The sequence below is a fragment of the Enterobacter cloacae complex sp. 277I4 genome (genome assembly GCF_050031465.1).
GTDB lineage: Bacteria > Pseudomonadota > Gammaproteobacteria > Enterobacterales > Enterobacteriaceae > Enterobacter > Enterobacter cloacae.
The window spans coordinates 4,677,895-4,696,933 of record NZ_JBLGWC010000001.1 but is presented as its reverse complement, the minus strand read 5'-3'; the positions used below and the strand labels follow the sequence as shown (position 1 = coordinate 4,696,933).

The 19,039-nt window shown below is 57.7% G+C and carries 20 protein-coding genes; 14 read left to right on the top strand and 6 right to left on the bottom strand.

The features are described from left to right. Positions 1-104: 104 nt before the first annotated feature. Entirely contained in the window at positions 105-1,427 is a 1,323-nt protein-coding gene (locus ACQG19_RS22940) for a cytosine deaminase (RefSeq protein ID WP_246932338.1), read from the top strand. Here ACQG19_RS22940 and tsgA read toward each other — a convergent pair. After that, positions 1,424-2,608: an MFS transporter TsgA gene (tsgA, locus tag ACQG19_RS22935; protein WP_013099062.1), complete on the bottom strand. Its 1,185-nt coding sequence runs from the start codon at positions 2,606-2,608 to the stop codon at positions 1,424-1,426. The genes ACQG19_RS22940 and tsgA overlap by 4 nt on opposite strands. 278 nt (positions 2,609-2,886) lie before the next feature. Between tsgA and ppiA the strand changes: the two genes are divergently transcribed. The 4 genes from ppiA to argD all read left to right on the top strand — a co-directional run bounded on the left by ppiA (position 2,887) and on the right by argD (position 6,050). Beyond that, complete coding sequence (ppiA, locus tag ACQG19_RS22930) at positions 2,887-3,459, top strand: peptidylprolyl isomerase A (protein ID WP_013099061.1); 573 nt, start codon at positions 2,887-2,889, stop codon at positions 3,457-3,459. Between the two features lie 105 nt (positions 3,460-3,564). Next, entirely contained in the window at positions 3,565-4,149 is a 585-nt protein-coding gene (locus ACQG19_RS22925) for a putative adenosine monophosphate-protein transferase Fic (protein WP_013099060.1), read from the top strand. 30 nt (positions 4,150-4,179) lie between these two features. Continuing rightward, the gene (gene pabA, locus ACQG19_RS22920; RefSeq protein WP_038981460.1) at positions 4,180-4,743 is read left to right on the top strand and encodes an aminodeoxychorismate synthase component 2; all 564 of its coding nucleotides are present in this window, start codon (positions 4,180-4,182) and stop codon (positions 4,741-4,743) included. Between the two features lie 86 nt (positions 4,744-4,829). Continuing rightward, complete coding sequence (gene argD / locus ACQG19_RS22915) at positions 4,830-6,050, top strand: bifunctional acetylornithine/succinyldiaminopimelate transaminase (RefSeq protein WP_014833535.1); 1,221 nt, start codon at positions 4,830-4,832, stop codon at positions 6,048-6,050. Here argD and ACQG19_RS22910 read toward each other — a convergent pair. Next, complete coding sequence (locus ACQG19_RS22910) at positions 6,047-8,134, bottom strand: YccS/YhfK family putative transporter (RefSeq protein ID WP_246932343.1); 2,088 nt, start codon at positions 8,132-8,134, stop codon at positions 6,047-6,049. The genes argD and ACQG19_RS22910 overlap by 4 nt on opposite strands. Positions 8,135-8,191: 57 nt before the next feature. Beyond that, positions 8,192-8,824, bottom strand: coding sequence for a cAMP-activated global transcriptional regulator CRP (gene crp / locus ACQG19_RS22905; protein ID WP_000242758.1), 633 nt, complete (start codon positions 8,822-8,824; stop codon positions 8,192-8,194). A gap of 310 nt (positions 8,825-9,134) precedes the next feature. Here crp and ACQG19_RS22900 point away from each other — a divergent pair, with 310 nt between their 5' ends. Continuing rightward, entirely contained in the window at positions 9,135-9,539 is a 405-nt protein-coding gene (locus ACQG19_RS22900; protein ID WP_028027906.1) for an OsmC family protein, read from the top strand. A 66-nt stretch (positions 9,540-9,605) separates the two neighbouring features. On the opposite strand, the gene ACQG19_RS22895 is transcribed toward ACQG19_RS22900, so the two are convergent. From ACQG19_RS22895 to ACQG19_RS22885, 3 genes are read right to left on the bottom strand one after another with little or no spacing between them, the layout of a single operon-like run. Continuing rightward, positions 9,606-10,475, bottom strand: coding sequence for a phosphoribulokinase (locus ACQG19_RS22895; RefSeq protein WP_013099054.1), 870 nt, complete (start codon positions 10,473-10,475; stop codon positions 9,606-9,608). A gap of 30 nt (positions 10,476-10,505) precedes the next feature. Beyond that, positions 10,506-10,724, bottom strand: coding sequence for a YheU family protein (locus ACQG19_RS22890; protein ID WP_013099053.1), 219 nt, complete (start codon positions 10,722-10,724; stop codon positions 10,506-10,508). Further along, complete coding sequence (locus ACQG19_RS22885; protein WP_013099052.1) at positions 10,721-11,743, bottom strand: hydrolase; 1,023 nt, start codon at positions 11,741-11,743, stop codon at positions 10,721-10,723. Before ACQG19_RS22885 ends, ACQG19_RS22890 begins: the two co-directional genes overlap by 4 nt. A 228-nt stretch (positions 11,744-11,971) precedes the next feature. Here ACQG19_RS22885 and mdcA point away from each other — a divergent pair, with 228 nt between their 5' ends. From mdcA to mdcH, 8 genes are all read left to right on the top strand, one after another. Next, entirely contained in the window at positions 11,972-13,627 is a 1,656-nt protein-coding gene (gene mdcA / locus ACQG19_RS22880) for a malonate decarboxylase subunit alpha (RefSeq protein ID WP_013099050.1), read from the top strand. After that, positions 13,627-14,484, top strand: coding sequence for a triphosphoribosyl-dephospho-CoA synthase (locus ACQG19_RS22875; protein ID WP_013099049.1), 858 nt, complete (start codon positions 13,627-13,629; stop codon positions 14,482-14,484). Before mdcA ends, ACQG19_RS22875 begins: the two co-directional genes overlap by 1 nt. A gap of 9 nt (positions 14,485-14,493) precedes the next feature. After that, positions 14,494-14,793, top strand: a complete 300-nt coding sequence (mdcC, locus tag ACQG19_RS22870; protein ID WP_029882152.1) for a malonate decarboxylase acyl carrier protein — start codon at positions 14,494-14,496, stop codon at positions 14,791-14,793. After that, on the top strand, positions 14,786-15,619 hold the full coding sequence (locus ACQG19_RS22865) for a biotin-independent malonate decarboxylase subunit beta (RefSeq protein WP_023619828.1): 834 nt from the start codon (positions 14,786-14,788) through the stop codon (positions 15,617-15,619). The genes mdcC and ACQG19_RS22865 overlap by 8 nt, the downstream gene beginning before the upstream one ends. Next, positions 15,619-16,419 carry a biotin-independent malonate decarboxylase subunit gamma gene (gene mdcE / locus ACQG19_RS22860; protein WP_029882150.1) on the top strand — a complete coding sequence of 267 codons (801 nt, stop codon included), beginning with the start codon at positions 15,619-15,621 and terminating at the stop codon, positions 16,417-16,419. The genes ACQG19_RS22865 and mdcE overlap by 1 nt, the downstream gene beginning before the upstream one ends. A 123-nt stretch (positions 16,420-16,542) precedes the next feature. Next, positions 16,543-17,502 (top strand): AEC family transporter, encoded by a 960-nt coding sequence (locus tag ACQG19_RS22855; RefSeq protein ID WP_029882149.1) that lies wholly within the window; start codon positions 16,543-16,545, stop codon positions 17,500-17,502. 2 nt (positions 17,503-17,504) lie between these two features. After that, entirely contained in the window at positions 17,505-18,122 is a 618-nt protein-coding gene (locus ACQG19_RS22850; RefSeq protein ID WP_222169129.1) for a malonate decarboxylase holo-ACP synthase, read from the top strand. Beyond that, entirely contained in the window at positions 18,122-19,018 is an 897-nt protein-coding gene (gene mdcH, locus ACQG19_RS22845) for a malonate decarboxylase subunit epsilon (protein WP_426725986.1), read from the top strand. The genes ACQG19_RS22850 and mdcH overlap by 1 nt, the downstream gene beginning before the upstream one ends. Positions 19,019-19,039 lie beyond the last annotated feature (21 nt).

Genomic DNA, 19,039 nt, shown 5'->3' with positions numbered 1-19,039 from the left:
AATCGCTGGCTTTTCGTTGTCGTCGATTTTATGTACAAAAAGAGTGGCTATTTTTGGAAAAACAGGTACTCCTTAATTTCAGCCGCGTTTTTCAGGGGAAAGGTATGTCTACAACACCGCTTTGGCTTGTGCAGAATGTTCGTTTACCGGATCGCGAAGGGCTGTGGCAGATCGCCATCGAGAACGGTCGGTTTGGTGCTATCACGCCCATGGACGAGACCCACAGCGAAAGCTATGAGGTCTTGAATGCCCGCGGCGGACTTGCCATTCCACCGTTTATTGAGCCACATATTCACCTGGATACCACGCAGACGGCGGGCGAGCCACACTGGAACCAGTCCGGCACGCTGTTTGAAGGGATTGAACGCTGGGCGGAGCGTAAGGCGCTGCTCAGCCATGAAAATGTCAAAGCGCGCGCATGGAAAACGCTGAAGTGGCAAATTGCCAACGGGATCCAGTTTGTCCGCACCCACGTGGATGTCTCCGACCCGACGCTTACCGCCCTGAAGGCGATGCTGGAGGTTAAACAGGAGGTCGCCCCGTGGGTGACGCTGCAAATCGTGGCATTCCCGCAGGAAGGCATTCTCTCTTACCCGAACGGCGCGGCGCTGCTGGAAGAGGCATTAACGCTGGGCGCGGATGTGGTGGGTGCCATCCCGCACTTCGAATTCACCCGGGAATACGGCGTGCAGTCACTGCATATCGCCTTTGACCTGGCGAAGAAATACGACCGTCCGCTGGATATTCATTGTGATGAAATCGACGATGAGCAGTCCCGCTTTGTGGAGACGGTCGCCACGCTGGCCTATGAAGCTGGCATTGGCGCGCGGGTCACGGCCAGCCACACCACCGCCATGCATTCCTACAACGGCGCGTATACCTCGCGGCTGTTCCGCCTGCTGAAGATGTCGGGCATTAACTTTGTGGCGAATCCGCTGGTGAATATCCACCTGCAGGGGCGTTTTGACGACTATCCGAAGCGTCGGGGCATTACCCGCGTGAAGGAGCTACAGGCGGCGGGCATTAACGTCTGCTTTGGTCATGATGATGTGTTTGATCCATGGTATCCGCTCGGTACCGGCAATATGCTGCAGGTGCTGCATATGGGGCTGCACGTCTGCCAGATGATGGGCTACCCGCAAATTGACAGCGGCCTGAACCTGATCACCCATAACAGCGCCCGCACCTTTGGCCTGAGCGATTACGGTATTGAGACGGGGAACCCGGCGAACCTGGTGATTTTGCCTGCAGAGAGTGGGTTTGAGGCGGTACGCTGTCAGGTGCCGGTGCGCTGGTCCATTCGGCAGGGGCGGATTATTGCTACCACGCAGCTGGCGCAGACCTGGATCCAGATGGATAGCGGGGGAGAAGAGATAAGTTTTGCCAGAAACAGCCCTCTGCGTAGCGCAGAGGGGCGCAGGGATTAGTGCGACGCCGCTGCAGCGTTATGCTGGCGGTGGCGGGTTACAAAGCCCAGGATGAAGCACATGATGAACACCACGGCGTACAGGCCGTTAGCGGTGTGCAGCGCCGCCAGCGGACCGCTGTGGGCGACGATCGGGCCCGTCACCACAAAGGTCAGCATGGTGCCGATGGTGCCGCAGGTCAGGACGAAGTTCACCAGCTTCGGCGAGGCCACTTTGGTCTGCAGGGAGCCCAGGGTGATGATCGACGTATAAATGGCGCTGGAGAAGAAGCCCAGGGTCAGAATGAACCACGGCATGTGGTCCGGGGAACCGTTGATGAACAGATACATCAGCACGGTAGCCAGGCCTGCCAGCACGGTCAGGATGCGCTGCAGATCGAAGAAGCGCAGGATGAAGCTAAACGCCCACATGCCAAACATGTAAGACATCCAGAAATCGCTCACCAGTTTACCCGCGTCGTTCAGGCTCATGCCCAGACCTTTGGCGTATTCCGGCACCCAGGAGATAAAGCCCAGTTGACCCAGGATGTAGCACAGTGCGGCAATGGAGAGGAACAGTACGCCGATACCCCATTTCTCTTTCGCCACAGGCTCTGCCGTGGTCTGTGCTTTTTTACCCAGAACCGGGAATTCGCAGCCGAAGGTCAGGATGAAGATGGCCACGTAAACCAGGCCGATACAGGCGTAGACCCAGTACCACTCAATGCTGCGCGCCAGCAGAACGGCCGCGACCATCGGGAAAATCATCCCGGCCATGCTGAAGAAGGAGTCGGTAAACAGCAGGCGCGCGCCGCGCTGACGGCCTTCATACATATGGGTAATCAGGAAGGTACCAATCGACATGGTGATCCCGCTGACCAGACCGAGCACGAACATGGCGGCGGAGAACAGGGCGATGCTGTGGCTCAGCATCAGACCCGCCACGGCGGCGACCATCAGCACAAAACCAAAACGCAGCTGCGTTTTCAGCGGAACAATTTCCATCAGCCAGGCATTCAGGAAAATGGAGATCAGGATCCCCGCGTTGAGGAAGGTGAAGGTGTTACTCATGCTGGAAACGGGCAGCTGGAAGTAGTCTGCGATATTTCCCATCACCATCCCGGTGACGATCACCAACGCGCCGGTCAGGGCGTAGGAGAAGAAGCTGATCCATGTGAGCTTGATACGATTGCTGTTAGTCATGTCTGGCCTGTTCAGGAAAAGAAAAGCGCCGGATAGGCGCTGAGAGCGGGCAGATTTTAGTCGCGAAAGTGATCCATTCATATCTTTTAAAGAAAATATGAGCTTCATTGCAGGTTTTTATGTGATCGCGATCACATAAAATTGCGTCGTAACCAATCGTTTGCGCGGTAACAACTGTTTCAATTTCGTAAAATTAGGTAAAAGGCTGGTCTCCGTTCATACTGCTCTTTAGAATCAAGCCATTCGCTTTTTATACTGCGCTTTGTTAAGGAATTCTCATGCTCAAATCAACACTGGCGGCTGTCGCAGCTGTGTTTGCTCTTTCTGCCGTTTCCCCGGCTGCGCTGGCAGCAAAAGGGGACCCTCATGTTCTGCTGACCACCTCCGCAGGGAATATTGAGCTGGAACTGAATAGCCAGAAAGCCCCGGTTTCTGTGAAAAACTTCCTCGACTACGTAAACAGCGGCTTTTACAACAACACCACCTTCCACCGCGTGATCCCAGGCTTTATGGTGCAAGGCGGCGGTTTCAACGAGCAGATGCAGCAGAAACAGCCGAATCCACCGATCAAAAACGAAGCGGACAACGGCCTGCTGAACACCCGTGGCACCATCGCCATGGCGCGTACGGCGGATAAAGACAGCGCTACCAGCCAGTTCTTTATCAACGTGGCGGATAACGCCTTCCTCGACCACGGCCAGCGTGACTTCGGCTATGCGGTGTTTGGTAAAGTGGTAAAAGGGATGGACGTGGCGGACAAGATTTCTCAGGTACAGACCCACGACGTTGGGCCATACCAGAATGTACCATCCAAACCGGTCGTGATCCTCTCAGCAAAAGTACTGCCGTAATCCTCTTTGACACGGGCGCGTCTCGCCCGTGTTGTTAGCCCTCCCTGCGAAAGCGCGTTTTGCTGCTTATACTTTGGCAAACGGACATATTCAGGGAGGCGTTAAGTGAAAAAACTCACCGATAAGCAAAAATCCCGTCTCTGGGAGCAGCAGCGTAACGTCAATTTTCAGGCCAGTTGTCTCCTTGAAAAGGGTCATGGTCCTTCAGATCCCCAGATTGAGACGCTGGAACTTGGGCCTTCAGCGCCTGGGTTGCCCCATCTGTGCCTTATTCACCGCCATCTGTATCGCAGAGAGATGAAACGGGCAGGTGAATACCGTACGGACGATATTTTCAAAGGGGACATTCCTTTTTGCCATTTCGAATACATTGAGAAGATGGGCAATGAATTGATGTCGGCACTGGAAAGCGACCGGTACCTGGTGGGTCTTCAGAAAGAGGAGTTTATCGAGCGGATAAGCCATTACTATTGTGAAATCAATATGCTGCATCCTTTTGCCAGCGGTAATGGCATTGCGCAGCGTGTTTTCTTTGAACAGCTGGCGATCCATGCGGGTTACCTGCTGGACTGGCGCGATATCGATCCTGAGCAGTGGGTCGCGGCTAACCAGAGCGGCGCAACGGGAGATTTGTCCGCCCTGAACGCTATCTTTGCCAAAGTAGTGAGCGAAGCGCGGGAATCTGAGTAGAATAGGGCGGCATTTTTTTCGGGAGCCGCCATGATTCTGCTGATTGATAACTACGATTCCTTCACCTGGAACCTTTACCAGTATTTTTGTGAACTGGGTGCAGAGGTGGTTGTCCGCCGTAACGACGACATTAGCCTGACCGAGATTGACGCGCTGGCCCCAAAGAAAATCGTTATCTCGCCGGGGCCGTGTACCCCATCGGAATCGGGAATCTCTCTGGATGTGATCCGCTACTACGCCGGCAGGCTGCCGATTCTTGGCGTCTGCCTTGGCCATCAGGCCATCGGGCAGGTGTTTGGCGCCACCATCGTCCGTGCTGCCAGGGTGATGCACGGTAAAACCTCCCCGGTTACCCACACCGGCACGGGCGTGTTTAGCGGGTTAAATAACCCGTTAACCGTCACGCGCTACCATTCTCTGGTGATTGACCCGCCGACGCTGCCCGACTGCTTTGAGGTGACCGCCTGGAGCGAGACGCAGGAGATCATGGGCATTCGCCATCGTGAATGGGATCTCGAAGGGGTGCAGTTCCACCCGGAGAGTATTCTCAGCGAACAGGGGCACCAGCTGCTGGCTAATTTCCTCAATCGCTGAATATCTGTTGCCTTGCTGTGATTTTTTATGCATATTTTGTGATTATATTTTCACAATCAATGTGACATAAAATGGATGGTCATGACATGGCAACTGAACAATCTGCAATTACCCGCGCGACATTCGATGAAGTCATTCTGCCGATTTATGCACCGGCCGAGTTTATCCCGGTAAAGGGAAAAGGCAGCCGCGTCTGGGATCAGCAGGGGAAAGAGTACGTGGATTTCGCCGGGGGGATTGCGGTGACGGCGCTGGGGCATTGCCATCCTGCACTGGTCGAGGCACTGAAAACCCAGGGCGAAACCCTGTGGCACACCAGCAACGTCTTTACCAACGAACCGGCGTTGCGCCTGGGGCGCAAGATCATTGACGCGACTTTCGCCGAGCGCGTGCTGTTTATGAACTCCGGGACCGAAGCCAACGAAACCGCCTTCAAGCTGGCGCGCTACTACGCTTCCACACGCCACAGCCCATACAAAACCAAAATCATCGCTTTCCATAACGCTTTCCACGGTCGTTCACTGTTTACCGTTTCCGTTGGCGGCCAGCCGAAGTATTCCGACGGCTTTGGTCCGAAACCCGCCGATATCATTCATGTGCCGTTTAACGATCTGCATGCGGTGAAAGCGGTGATGGATGACCATACCTGCGCGGTCGTGGTTGAGCCGATTCAGGGTGAAGGCGGCGTGACGGCGGCAACGCCGGAATTCCTCAAAGGGCTGCGCGCGCTGTGCGATCAGCATCAGGCGCTGCTGGTGTTTGATGAAGTCCAGAGCGGGATGGGGCGTACCGGCTCCCTGTTCGCCTATATGCACTACGGCGTGACGCCGGATATTCTGACCAGCGCCAAAGCGCTCGGCGGCGGCTTCCCGGTCAGCGCGGTGCTCACCACCCAGGAGATCGCCTCCGCGTTCCACGTCGGCTCACACGGCTCCACCTACGGCGGAAACCCGCTGGCCTGCGCCATCGCCGGTGCGGCGTTTGATATCATCAATACGCCGGAGGTATTAAGCGGCGTTCAGGCGAAGCGCGAGCTGTTCGTGAAACATCTGCAGCAGATCGACGAAACGTACGACGTCTTCAGCGAGATCCGTGGCATGGGACTGCTGATTGGCGCTGAGCTGAAGCCGCAGTACAAAGGCCGCGCACGCGATTTCCTGCACGCCGCTGCTCACGAAGGGGTGATGGTGCTCAACGCCGGCCCGGACGTGATGCGCTTTGCGCCGTCGCTGGTGGTCGAAGAGAACGATATTGAAGATGGATTGACCCGCTTTGCCGCGGCGGTCGCGAAGATCGTTAAAGGCTAATACTCGGTTCGTTTTAACCGCCGCGTTAACCAGATGCCATGATGCGGACGCTGACGCCATGCCACCGACGAAATGGTGTGCATGGTGTTCAGATGCCCCAGAATGCGCTGCAGATGCTGCTCCAGGGTGCTCATTGGCCCGTGGGTGAGCGTTTCCGGCGCTTCCAGAATGTTCGAATCCCCCGATTTACCCGGCGCGTCATACTCCAGACGCTGCTGACACCGCTGCAGGGCAATCTCACACGACTGCAAATAGCGCTGCGCCAGGTCTGGCGTTAGCATGGTATGTTCACGCGCCAGCGTGGTCATCGCGTTGATATGTTCGACGATGAACTGGCTGTGCGTCACCCAGAGCTTCATATCCGCCAGATAGTGCGAGTTAAAGCCGGGCTCCTGCATCGCCTGATTCAGCGAGTTGAACAGGGCGTTATGTGCCTGGTTGACCTTCATCCGCTGATACGCCAGCGGGGAGGGCTGCGGATCGTCGCTCAGGATCAGGCGGATAGCCTGCTGGTCGGCCTCCAGCGCGTCGTGGGCGTTCTGCCTGAGCAGGCCGCTTTGCCATTGTGGCCACAGCCAGACCATACCACCAAAGGCAATCAGACAGCCAATCAGGGTATCGATAAGCCTGGCGACAATAAACTGTTCGCCATTGAGCGTAAGCAACTGCAGGGTGTATACCGCCGTGACCGTAAAGCCCACCATCGCCCAGCCGTAGTTTTTGCGGATGATCAGGTAGCTCACCAGGGTAATCAATAGCATGCCTGCCAGCGTATAGCCTTCCGGCACGTGGAAGTGCAGCGTTACGCCCGCGATAATCAACCCCGCCATGGTTCCGCCCGCCCGGTGCAGAATACGCACCCGCGTGGCGCCGTAGCCATTCTGGGTGACAAACAGTACCGTCATTAATATCCAGTAGGGTTTGGGCAGATGCAGCGCCATGCCCATCAGGCTGGCGATGCTCAGCATCACGCTAATCCGGGCGGCGTTGCGCAGGGCGGAAGATTTAAACGAGAGATAGCTTTTAAGCGCAGGCAGTAGCGGCAGGCGCTTTTGCTTATCCGCCATCAGATCGCGGGGATAGAGCGGGCGCTGGGTACGCAGGACACGGGCAATACGGCTGAAGTGCCAGGCGGCAAACTGGCCTACCGGGTTATCCTCGTGCTGGCGGGCGATTTTCTCCAGTGCGCCGAGCTGCTTGTCCATGTTAAAGCGGGTGGGGTAGCGGTGATAAAGAATGTCGTCGGCCAGTACCCGCAGGCGTGCGGACACGGTCTGCGCGTTCCAGCGGATCACCGCTTCGGCATGGCTGCGCTCCACCAGCTTTTGCACCTCCTTCGGGTGGTGCAGGCTCACGGAGATATGCTCCTGCAGATCCAGCCCCACCTGGAAGGTACGCAGCAGCCGTTTATATTCGTGGTTCTTGTTGGCGGCCAGCATATGTAGTTGCTGGTAGCACTGGCTTATCAGATCCACCACCTTCTGCTGGCGCGTCAGCAGCGGCGGTAGCGATTTTTCCGGGTCGGTATGCTGGGTCAGCAGCGTATATTTGGCTTCGCAGTACTCCGCAAGCTGGACATAGAGCAGGCTCAGGGATTCACGCAGCGGTTGTTCCCGCCACAGCCAGAACCAGAACCAGTTAAACAGGCCATACCATAGCGTACCGAGGGCGTAGATCAGCAGCGGCTCCCACACCGGCATATTACCTGCGAGACTCAGGGTAAAGATGGCCGCGATGAGTGAGGCGGGCAGTAAACGCGCGTGCAGCGAACTGATTTCGGCGGTCACCCCCAGCGTCATCGCCAGCACGCTCAGGATCAGCGGCAGCGGAATATCGCGGGCCAGCAAAAGCTGCACGGCCAGGCTACACCCGGCAAACAGCGAACCGCCGATAATCAGACGTTTGAAAAAACGCTTATGCGGGGTGTCGAGACCGGCAATGTTGCAGCAGGCGGGAACCAGTGAAAACAGCAGCCCCTGCTGAAGATGCCCAAGGATCAGGCCCACGGCCACAGGAAGGCACAACACCAGCGTTTGTCGCAGTGCATAGTTAACTTCCGGGTGATAAATCAGCCTGCGCCACATGGGGAGTAGAGACAAAAACGGCGTGACACCTTGCGATGGCACGCCGTTTTATCGGGATTAACGGGTTCCGTAAACCACGATGGTTTTACCGTGGGCGGAGATCAGGTTCTGATCTTCCAGCATTTTCAGGATACGGCCCACTGTTTCACGGGAGCAACCGACGATCTGACCAATTTCCTGGCGGGTAATTTTAATTTGCATGCCGTCAGGGTGGGTCATAGCGTCTGGCTGTTTCGCCAGGTTCAGCAGGGTCTGCGCGATACGGCCGGTCACGTCCAGGAAGGCGAGGTTACCCACTTTCTCTGATGTCACCTGCAGACGGCGAGCCATCTGCGAAGAAAGACGCATCAGGATGTCAGGGTTAACCTGAATCAACTGACGGAATTTCTTGTAGGAAATTTCAGCCACTTCACATGCTGTCTTTGCACGAACCCAGGCGCTACGTTCCTGGCCTTCTTCAAACAGGCCCAGTTCACCGATAAAATCGCCCTGGTTCAGATAAGAAAGGATCATCTCTTTCCCTTCTTCATCTTTGATCAGCACTGCCACCGAGCCTTTGACGATGTAATACAACGTTTCCGCTTTTTCACCCTGGTGAATCAGCGTGCTCTTCGATGGGTACTTATGAATGTGGCAATGAGACAAGAACCATTCGAGAGTCGGGTCTGTTTGCGGTTTGCCAAGCACCATGCGCTGTTATCCTCTGTTATAAGCTGTCACCAGAGTCATAAGATGCATCCGGACTCTGGGGTTGCAATCGAATTCTTACCCATACCTGGGAAGTCGGCTGTCGTAACGTTTCGCAGCCAGTAAAGTTTGATGTCCTCTGCATACATGTGTAACGTCAATGTATTACTGTAGCATCCAGAGTGTTTTAGCATAGCTTTCGCCGCGTGTCTCCTGGTGTCTCGCTTCAGCATGACGCAGGTCGCCTTCCATTGCGAGAAATGTAACGCACGCGTAATCTGTCACCAAAAATGCAACGTTGGAGCTAATGAATATGCAAGCGCGCGTGAAATGGGTAGAAGGTTTAACGTTCCTGGGCGAGTCCTCGTCGGGACACCAGATTTTGATGGACGGTAACTCCGGCGATAAAGCACCCAGCCCAATGGAGATGGTGCTGATGGCGGCAGGGGGATGCAGCGCGATTGACGTGGTGTCGATTCTGCAAAAGGGCCGTCATGATGTGACCGACTGTGAAGTCAAGCTCACGTCAGAACGTCGCGAAGAGGCGCCACGCCTGTTCACGCACATTAACCTGCATTTTGTTGTCACCGGGAAAGCGCTGAAAGATGCTGCCGTCTCACGCGCGGTGGATCTGTCTGCGGAGAAATACTGTTCTGTGGCGTTAATGCTGGAGAAAGCGGTAAAAATTACCCATTCGTATGAAGTGATCGAGGCGTGATTGATGGGGCATCGTGCGTGTTGATGCCCTCACTCTAACCCTCTCCCACCGGGAGAGGGAATATGATTATGCGATCTGCTTCCCTTCCATCAACCGCTGCACCAGCGGCGTCATGATCAGCTCCATCGCCAGCCCCATTTTTCCGCCGGGCACCACTAACGTATTCATGTGAGAAATAAACGAGCCCTGCAGCATCGCCAGCAGCCAGGGGTAATCGATGCCGTCGAGATTGCGGAAATGGATCACCACAAAGCTCTCATCCAGCGACGGGATACTTTTGGCCGCGAACGGGTTGGAGGTGTCCACCGTCGGCACACGCTGGAAGTTGATGTGGGTGCGGGAAAACTGTGGTGTCAGATAATTGATGTAATCTTCCATTGAGCGCACAACCGAATCCATCACCGCCTCGCGCGAATGGCCGCGCTCGCTGATGTCTCGCGTCAGCTTCTGGATCCACTCCAGGTTAACGATTGGCACCACGCCGACCAGCAGATCCACATGTCGCGCCACGTCATGATGCGGCGTCACCACGCCGCCGTGCAATCCTTCGTAAAACAGCACGTCGGTAGGTTCCGGCAGCGGCTGCCAGGGGGTAAAGGTGCCCGGGACCTGATTCCAGGGAACGGCTTCGTCGTAGGTGTGCAGATATTTGCGGGACTGGCCTTTGCCGCTTAGGCCGTACTCCTGAAACGTTTGCTCCAGCAGGCCGAAGTCATTGGCCTCCGGGCCGAAGTAGCTGATGTGTTTGCCCAAATCACGCGCTTTGCGGATGGCCATATCCATCTCCGGGCGCGTATAGCGGTGAAAGCTGTCGCCTTCGACCTCCGCCGCGCGGAGATTCAACTGGGCGAAAATCTTGCGAAACGCGAGGCTGGTGGTAGTGGTTCCCGCACCACTCGACCCCGTAACGGCAATAACCGGATGTCTGGCAGACATAGCAACTCCCTGACTGGAAAGGTTGAAAGATCAGCCGTGAAACGCGTTGCGGGGCATGATATTGACCGTCTCATGCAGTTCAGACCACACCAGCACCACGTCGCCGCTTTTAAGCTGGCGTTTAACATCGTTGACCTTTTGCTCAAGCGAGCGTTCATGTTCACCATAATCGGTGCCTTCACGCAAGACAAAGCTTTCAATCAGATTATCGAGCGTTTCGGGCGCCAGATCCTGCCAGGGGATAATCATGTTGCACCGTCCAGGTAAGGGGTTAACCAGTCAGGAATGCGCGTCTCCAGCCACATTTTCGGGCGACGCAGCGTTCCGCCGACAAACCCCACGTGGCCGCCGTGCTCGGTCAGCTGATAGTGAACGTTGTCGGGCAGAAATTCCTGTGCAGGGATGGAGTGATGATCCATAAACGGGTCATCTTTCGCGTGAATGATCAGCGTCGGCTGAGTGATCTTGCTGAGCAGCGGCATGGCGCTGCACTGACGATAGTAGTCAATGGCATCGGCGAACCCATGAATTTTGGCGGTGATCAGGTCGTCGAACTCACGAATGCGGCGGACCTTTTTCAACTGACGCAGGCTCACCGGCAGGGTATCCGGATAGGCCTTCAGCTTGCGCGCCGCATTGGCTTTCAGCAGGTTGAGCAGATAGCGCTGATAGACCCGGGAAAAGCCTTTCTCCATGTGGTAGCTGCACTGTTCCAGCATGAAGGGGGCAGAGACAATCACCGCGGCATTCAGCGGTACCGCGTCTCCCTCTTTAGCCAGCAGACAGGCCAGCATATTTCCGCCGAGCGAATAGCCCACCGCCGCCGTCGGCACGGTGCCGAAATTATCCCGCAGCCAGTGCAAAAACCAGGTGCCATCTTCGGTTTCGCCGGAGTGATAGATGCGTTTCTGACGATTCGGCTCGCCGCTGCATCCCCGAAAATGCATCACCACGCCCAGCCAGCCGCGCGCTTTTGCCGCCTGGATTAACCCATGGGCATACGGGCTGTGCAGGCTGCCTTCCAGACCATGAAACACCACCAGGCGGGGTTTATGGCGCGCCTGTTCGGGATCTTCGCTCCAGGCGAGATCCAGAAAATCACCGTCCGGCAAATCCAGCCGCTGCCAGTGCGGAGTGAACTGCACCTTGCGGCGGATCAGGCGCGGCAGCATGGTCTGCAGGTGGCAGTTGGCCACGCCGCGCATGGGCACGAAATCAGTGCTGTCTTCGGCGGTGAGGTCGAAGTCTGAGGGAATGATTTGGGTCATAAGGGCGATGCTGATTCTTGTCAGAAATTTACTATACCTTCCGAATTGTACCCCGTTTAGCCTGGTTTTCCGAAGCATGAACTGATCCCGATCACAAATATTTACCTTGATTATTACTCTCAGGCTAATGATTCCACTCTACGCTTAATTGATGCCTTTTCCGCCAGGGTGCAGACTTTACTCAGCGTTAAGCAAATCAAAATGATGTGCTGAATCAGGAGGTTAATAATGTTATCTGGGCAAATACCCACCCGGCAATGGAACACCCGACGCAGCGAAAAAGCGCGTCGTCTGGCCTCCGTACCGGTGCAGGGCAAGGTTCTGCCAACCGGCGACCTTGTCGCCATGCTGGAAAAGCTGATCGCGCCAGGCGATAAGGTTGTTCTGGAAGGCAACAACCAGAAGCAGGCGGATTTTCTTTCCCGCTCGCTGGCCGAAGTAAACCCACAAATTGTGCATGACCTGCACATGATCATGCCTAGCGTTGGCCGCAGTGAACATCTGGATATCTTTGAGAAGGGCATTGCCCGTAAGCTGGACTTCTCCTTCTCCGGCACACAGAGCCTGCGCATCTCCCAGCTGCTGGAGGATGGTCAACTCGAAATCGGTGCTATTCATACCTATATCGAACTGTATTCACGTCTCTACGTCGACCTTTCACCAAACGTGGCGCTGATCGCCGGGTTTAAAGCAGACCGCAAAGGCAATCTCTACACCGGAGCAAGTACCGAAGATACCCCGGCGCTGGTGGAGGCCGCCGCGTTCCACGATGGCATCGTCATCGCACAGGTTAACGAGCTGGTGGACGACGAATGCGACCTGCCGCGCGTTGATATCCCAGGCTCCTGGATTGACTACGTGGTGGTGGCCGACAAGCCATTCTTTATCGAACCGCTGTTTACCCGCGACCCGCGCCTGATCAAACAGGAACATATCCTGATGGCGATGATGGCCATCAAAGGCATCTACGCTGAACATCAGGTGCAGTCTCTGAACCACGGGATCGGTTTTAACACCGCGGCAATTGAGCTGCTGCTGCCCACTTACGGTGAACAGCTCGGCCTGAAGGGCAAAATCTGTAAACACTGGACGCTGAACCCGCATCCGACGCTGATCCCGGCAATTGAAAGCGGCTGGGTGGAGAGCGTGCACTGCTTCGGCGGCGAACTGGGGATGGAAGAGTACATCCGCGCCCGTCCGGACGTGTTCTTCACCGGTGCTGACGGCTCCATGCGCTCCAACCGCGCCTTCTGCCAGCTGGCGGGCCAGTACGCGGTGGATATGTTTATCGGCTCAACCCTGCAGGTGGATGGTTACGCCAACTCCTCAACGGTGACCCGCGGTCGTCTCTCCGGCTTCGGCGGCGCGCCGAACATGGGCCATGATCCACACGGCCGTCGCCACGCCACTCCGGCCTGGCTGAACATGATCACCGAACCCGACCCGATGCAACGCGGTAAAAAACTGGTCGTGCAGATGGTGGAAACCTTCCAGGCGGGCGTGAAGCCCACCTTCGTGGAAAAACTGGACGCCGTTGACGTGGCGAAAGCCTCCGGCATGCCGCTGGCACCGGTGATGATTTACGGCGATGACGTCACCCACGTGCTGACGGAAGAGGGGATTGCCTACCTCTACCGGGCAAAAGATCTGGAAGAGCGTCGCGCCATGGTCGCGGCCGTGGCGGGTATCACCGATATCGGTCTGGGCGTGGATGCCAGACGCGTGGCGGAACTGCGCCAGAGCGGCAAGGTCGTGTACCCGGAAGACATGGGGATTCGCCGTACCGATGCCACTCGCTCTCTGCTGGCGGCGGGCAGCGTGGCTGACCTCGTTGAGTGGTCCGGCGGTCTCTACAACCCACCTGCGAAATTCCGGAGCTGGTAATGACACTTCTGCCCCAGATTCAGGTTGAAGGCGGTGCCGAATGGCTGGCGCGAACCGCCACGCAGTGTCTGATTGACGAAGCACGCTTAAGCCCGAAACCCGGTCTGGTGGACAGTCGGGGGAACGGCGCGCACCACGATTTATCGCTTGCGCTGATGGAGCGCTCCGCGCACAGCCTGACCTCCACGTTTCAGGCGCTGGCGCAGCAGAGCTGGCAGCGTCCGGCGGATATTGCCCTACGGCAAACCGTTGGCCGCCTTGGCCGTGAAGGCGAACGGCAGATGATGATCGCCACCGACGGCGTGAATACGCACCGTGGCGCAATCTGGGCGCTGGGACTGCTGGTGAGCGCGGTGGCGATGCTGGGCGGCGATGCCCGCGCGCAAACCGTCGCTAACACCGCCGCACAGCTGGCGAAACTCCCGGACGACGCGGCACCGAAGGTGTTCAGTAAGGGGTTACGCGCCACGCACCGCTACCGCGTACCTGGCGCGCGGGAAGAGGCTCAGCAGGCGTTTCCGCACATCATGCAGCGCGCGCTGCCGCAGCTTCGCCTGAGCCGCCTCAACGGCAGCAGCGAAACAAACGCCAGACTCGACGCGTTGATGGCAATCATGACCTCGCTCACCGATACCTGCGTGCTGTCGCGCGCCGGAATGGAGGGGCTGGACGCCATGCAGAACGGCGCCCGGGCGGTACTGAACGCCGGAGGATGCGCAACGCTCGCGGGGCAGCAGGCGCTGGCGCGGTTAGATCGCCAGATGCTGACGCTCAATGCCTCACCGGGCGGTGCCGCCGACCTGCTTGCCGCCACGCTGTTTCTTGACCGTGTCGAAACGCCCTATTCAAAGCATTAAGAGGATGTTATGGAAAAAATCACATTGACCATGCCAGCCAGCCGCACGTTAAGCGGCCGGGCGCTGGCAGGGGTAGTTGGATCCGGGGATATGGAGGTGCTGTTCACCGCCGAACCGGGCCAGACCTTAACCATTGATATCACCACCTCCGTCGACAACAGCCGTGGGCGCTGGGAGGCGTTATTCAGCCGCCTGGAGACCGTCAGCAGTCTGCCCGCAGGCAAACTGACCATCCACGACTTTGGCGCGACGCCGGGCGTGGCGCGCATTCGTATCGAACAGGTTTTTGAAGGGGTGAGCCATGCGTGATGACAGCAGCTTTATCGAATTAAAAGCGCGCCAGCGTGCGCAGGCGTTGCTCGACGAGGGCAGCTACCGCGAACTGCTGGATCCGTTTGCAGGCATTATCTCTCCGTGGTTGGGGCCACAGGGCATTGTGCCTCAGGCCGATGATGGCATGGTGGTCGCGAAAGGGACTATCAACGGCCAGCCTGCGGTCGTCGTGGCGATTGAAGGCGCGTTCCAGGGCGGCAGCATGGGCGAGGTCTCCGGCGCGAAAATGGCAGCAGCGCTGGAGCTGGCGGCGGAAGATAACCGCAACGGCATTCCGACTCAGGCGGTGCTGTGCCTCGAAACCGGCGGCGTACGCCTGCAGGAAGCCAACCTCGGCCTGGCGGCGATTGCCGATATCCACGCGGCGATTGTTGACCTGCGTCGCTACACGCCCGTTATCGGGATTGTGGCCGGAACCGTGGGCTGCTTCGGCGGGATGTCCATCGCCGCAGCGCTTTGCAGCTACCTGATTGTGACCCGCGAAGCGCGTCTGGGGTTAAACGGCCCGCAGGTTATTGAGCAGGAAGCGGGCATTGAAGAGTACGACTCCCGCGACCGTCCGTTTATCTGGAGCATGACCGGCGGTGAGGTTCGCTATCAGAGCGGGCTGGTGGACGCGCTGGTCGGCGACGGGGTGAATGCGGTGAAAGCCGCGATGGACGAGGCCATCGCCAAAGGCGTCCCGGCAAAACATCGCACCGATAACTACGACGATTACCTGAACCGCCTGATGAATTTCGACACCCGCAAGCAGGCCGATGCCGAACAGATTAACGCGCTTTTTGCCCGGGAGGTGAAATGATGAGTAACGCAATGAGCCGTGGCGAACGCTGGCTGGAAACCCTCGTCCCGAACGCCAAACGTATTGAGGGGCTGTGCCCGTCCGTGCAGGCGGCAGACGGCGAGCTGAACGGTGAAACGGTGCGTTTTATCGCCGTAGTGCCGGATGCCAACAACCACTTCCCGCGCGCGGCGAAAGGGGAAGTCGGCCTGCTTGAAGGCTGGACGCTGGCGAAAGTGGTCAGCGAAACCGTCGCGGCAGATGCTGATAAAGCCGTTAAACGCCCGATTGTGGCGGTGATCGACGTCCCAAGCCAGGCTTATGGCCGTCGCGAAGAGGCGTTTGGTATCCACCAGGCGCTGGCAGGCGCTGCGGCCGCCTACGCCAACGCGCGCCTGGCGGGTCATGCGGTGATTGGCCTGATTGTGGGTAAAGCCATGTCCGGCGCGTTTCTGGCGCATGGCTACCAGGCCAACCGCCTGATTGCCTTTAACGATAAAGGCGTGCTCATCCATGCCATGGGGAAAGCGTCTGCCGCGCGGATCACCCTGCGCAGCGTGGAGGCGCTGGAAAAACTGGCCGCCACTATTCCACCTATGGCGTATGACATCAGCAACTACGCCACGCTGGGGCTGCTCTCGAGCCTGCTGGATATCAGTAACCCGGATGCCCCATCCGATAGCGACCTGACGCTGGTGAAAACCACCCTGCAACAGGCCATCAGTGACGCTCGTCAGGATCCGACGCTGAAAAGCCGTCTGGGTGCTGACAATCGCCGCAGTTCGGCGCTCGTACGCGAACGTATGCGCGCCAGCTGGTAAGTAAAAAGAGACCTGCCAGATGCACAACCTCACGGGCGTATCCGTTACGCCCGTGCGGGAAGCTGCATCCTGAAAATAATAATCATCGCGCCAGTGCTACTTCTTTTTAATCACAGGTGATTTATGACTTACGTAATTGTTCATGCTCTCGCACCGATTTTCGTCATCATGCTGCTGGGATTCTGGGCCGGTAAGGCAAAGATGGTCGATAACAAAAATGTTTCCCTGCTCAATATCTTCGTCATGGATTTTGCGCTGCCTGCCGCGCTGTTCAGCGCGACCGTGCAAACCCCGTGGACCGGTATCGTGGCGCAGTCGCCGCTGATCCTGGTACTGACTCTGGCGATGTGGATCACCTACGCAGCCATCTATTTCCTTGCCACGAAGGTCTTTAAAAAATCCCCTCAGGATGCGGCCGTGCTGACGCTCACCGTCGCGCTGCCAAACTATGCGGCGCTTGGTCTGCCGATTCTGGGCAGCGTGCTGGGTGAAGGATCTACCACGTCTCTGTCTGTGGCGGTCTCTATTGCCTGCGGGTCCGTGCTGATGACGCCGTTCTGTCTGCTGATCCTGGAGCGGGAAAAAGCGCGCGCTGAGGGCAATACCTCCGGCTCAACCCTCTCTATGCTGCCGGTGCTGATGTGGCGATCCATTAAAAAACCGATCGTGATGGGGCCTCTGCTGGGTGTGATTTTATCCGCCATCGGCATCAAAATGCCGGAACTGGTCCTCTCTGCAATTAAACCGTTGGGGCTGTCTGCCACCGCTGCGGCGCTGTTCCTGACTGGGGTGATCCTCTCTGCCCGTAAGCTGCAGATCAACACCATGGTGATCACTTCCACCATCGCCAAGCTGCTTATCCAGCCAGCCATTGCCTGGGGTATCGTTTTAATCTTCGGTCTGCACGGCTCCGTGGCGATCACCGCCATTCTGATGATTGCACTGTCTGCGGGCTTCTTCGGGGTCGTGTTTGGTAACCGCTTTGGCGTGCAGTCACCGGATGCAGAAGCGGTACTGCTGTTAAGCTCAGTCCTGTGTATCCTGTCGCTGCCGCTGTTTATCTCGCTGACTTCAGGAATGTAATCATGACCACAACATTACGCCCCCACGACCTCATCTGGCTTACCTCGCGCGACGCGCTGGAAGGTATTACTGAAACCTGGGTGGATGCCGCCTGGCATACCGGCTTGCCGGTGGTGGTGCGGCGTGATGTTGATAACGATGGCCGAATCCCCGTTGGCGTGCGCGGACTGCGCCGCGACCAGCGGGCGGCTGGATGGGTGAAGCCCGGGAATGTGTTACGCGTGATGTCACCTGAAGAGCTGTGCGTCACCGCCGATCTGCTGCGTTCGCCGTTTGTCACCCAGCCACCGGTTCAGGTGGCGTTACAGCTTGCGCAGCAGTCGTGGCCGTGGACGTGGGGCATAACCGGCAGCACCGGCTATGCGCTGGCGACCGGCATTCCGGTGATCCATGCCGACAGCGATCTTGATCTGCTGATCCGCGCCCCGCAGCCGATATCACCCGACGCGTTTACCGCCTGGCAGTCGCAGTTGAGTGGTGCGCTGTGCCGGGCTGATACCCAGGTGGATACGCCAGAGGGCGGATTCGCGCTGGCGGAGTGGCTGCGCGATGGCAAAACGCTGCTGAAAACCCGCCGTGGGCCACGCCTGGTGGTTGACCCATGGCGCAGGGAGGAGTGATGAAAATACTGTTTACCTTTCCGGGGCAGGGTACGCAGCATGAAGGTATGCTGCAAAACCTGCCGGGAACGGAACTGGCTCAGGCGCGTGAGGTGCTGGGTGCCGAAGTTGATACGCTGGACAGTGCCGCTTCGTTAACCCATACCCGTGCGGTTCAGCTTTCTCTGCTCATTGCTGGCGTGTCCTGGCCGCGCGAGCTGGAGCGACGTGACGTGTCGCCTGACATCGTCAGCGGTTTATCGATTGGCGCTTATCCCGCGGCGGTAGTGGCAGGGGCGCTGGAATTTTCGGACGCGCTTAAGCTGGTGGCGCTGCGTGGCGACCTGATGGAGCAGGCCTGGCCCCACGGCTACGGCCTGACGGCCATCATGGGCTTAACCCTGCCGCAGGTGGAACAGCTTATCGAGGGTAGCGGAACGTATATTGCTAACCTGAATGCCGAAACGCAGATCGTCATTGCCGGATCCGATGAAGGGATGGCGCAGGTGGCAAAACGCGCCCTGGAAAAGGGGGCGAGCAAAGTGCAAAGGCTGGCAGTCAGCGTGCCATCCCATTGTGAACTGCTGGCGGAGCCGGCACAAAAGCTGGCGGCGGCGTTTGAGTCCGTCACGCTGGCTCGTCCACGCTGTGCGTACCTGAGCGGCAGCACCGGGCGCGTGCTCTGGCAGCCGGAAAAGATCGCGGACGATCTGGCGATGAACATGGCGCGTACGGTGCGCTGGCAGGAGGCGATGATTTCCGCTAACGAACGCGAAGCCCGGCTGGCGATCGAGATGCCGCCCGGTGGCGTCCTGACCTGCCTGACACGTCAGGCGGCGTGGGAAGGGGAGACCATATCACTCGAGCGCAGCGGTGTGGATGTGGCGGTGCATCTGGCAGGAAGGCTTCGTGCGTGAATTTTTAGCCCGGTGGCGGCT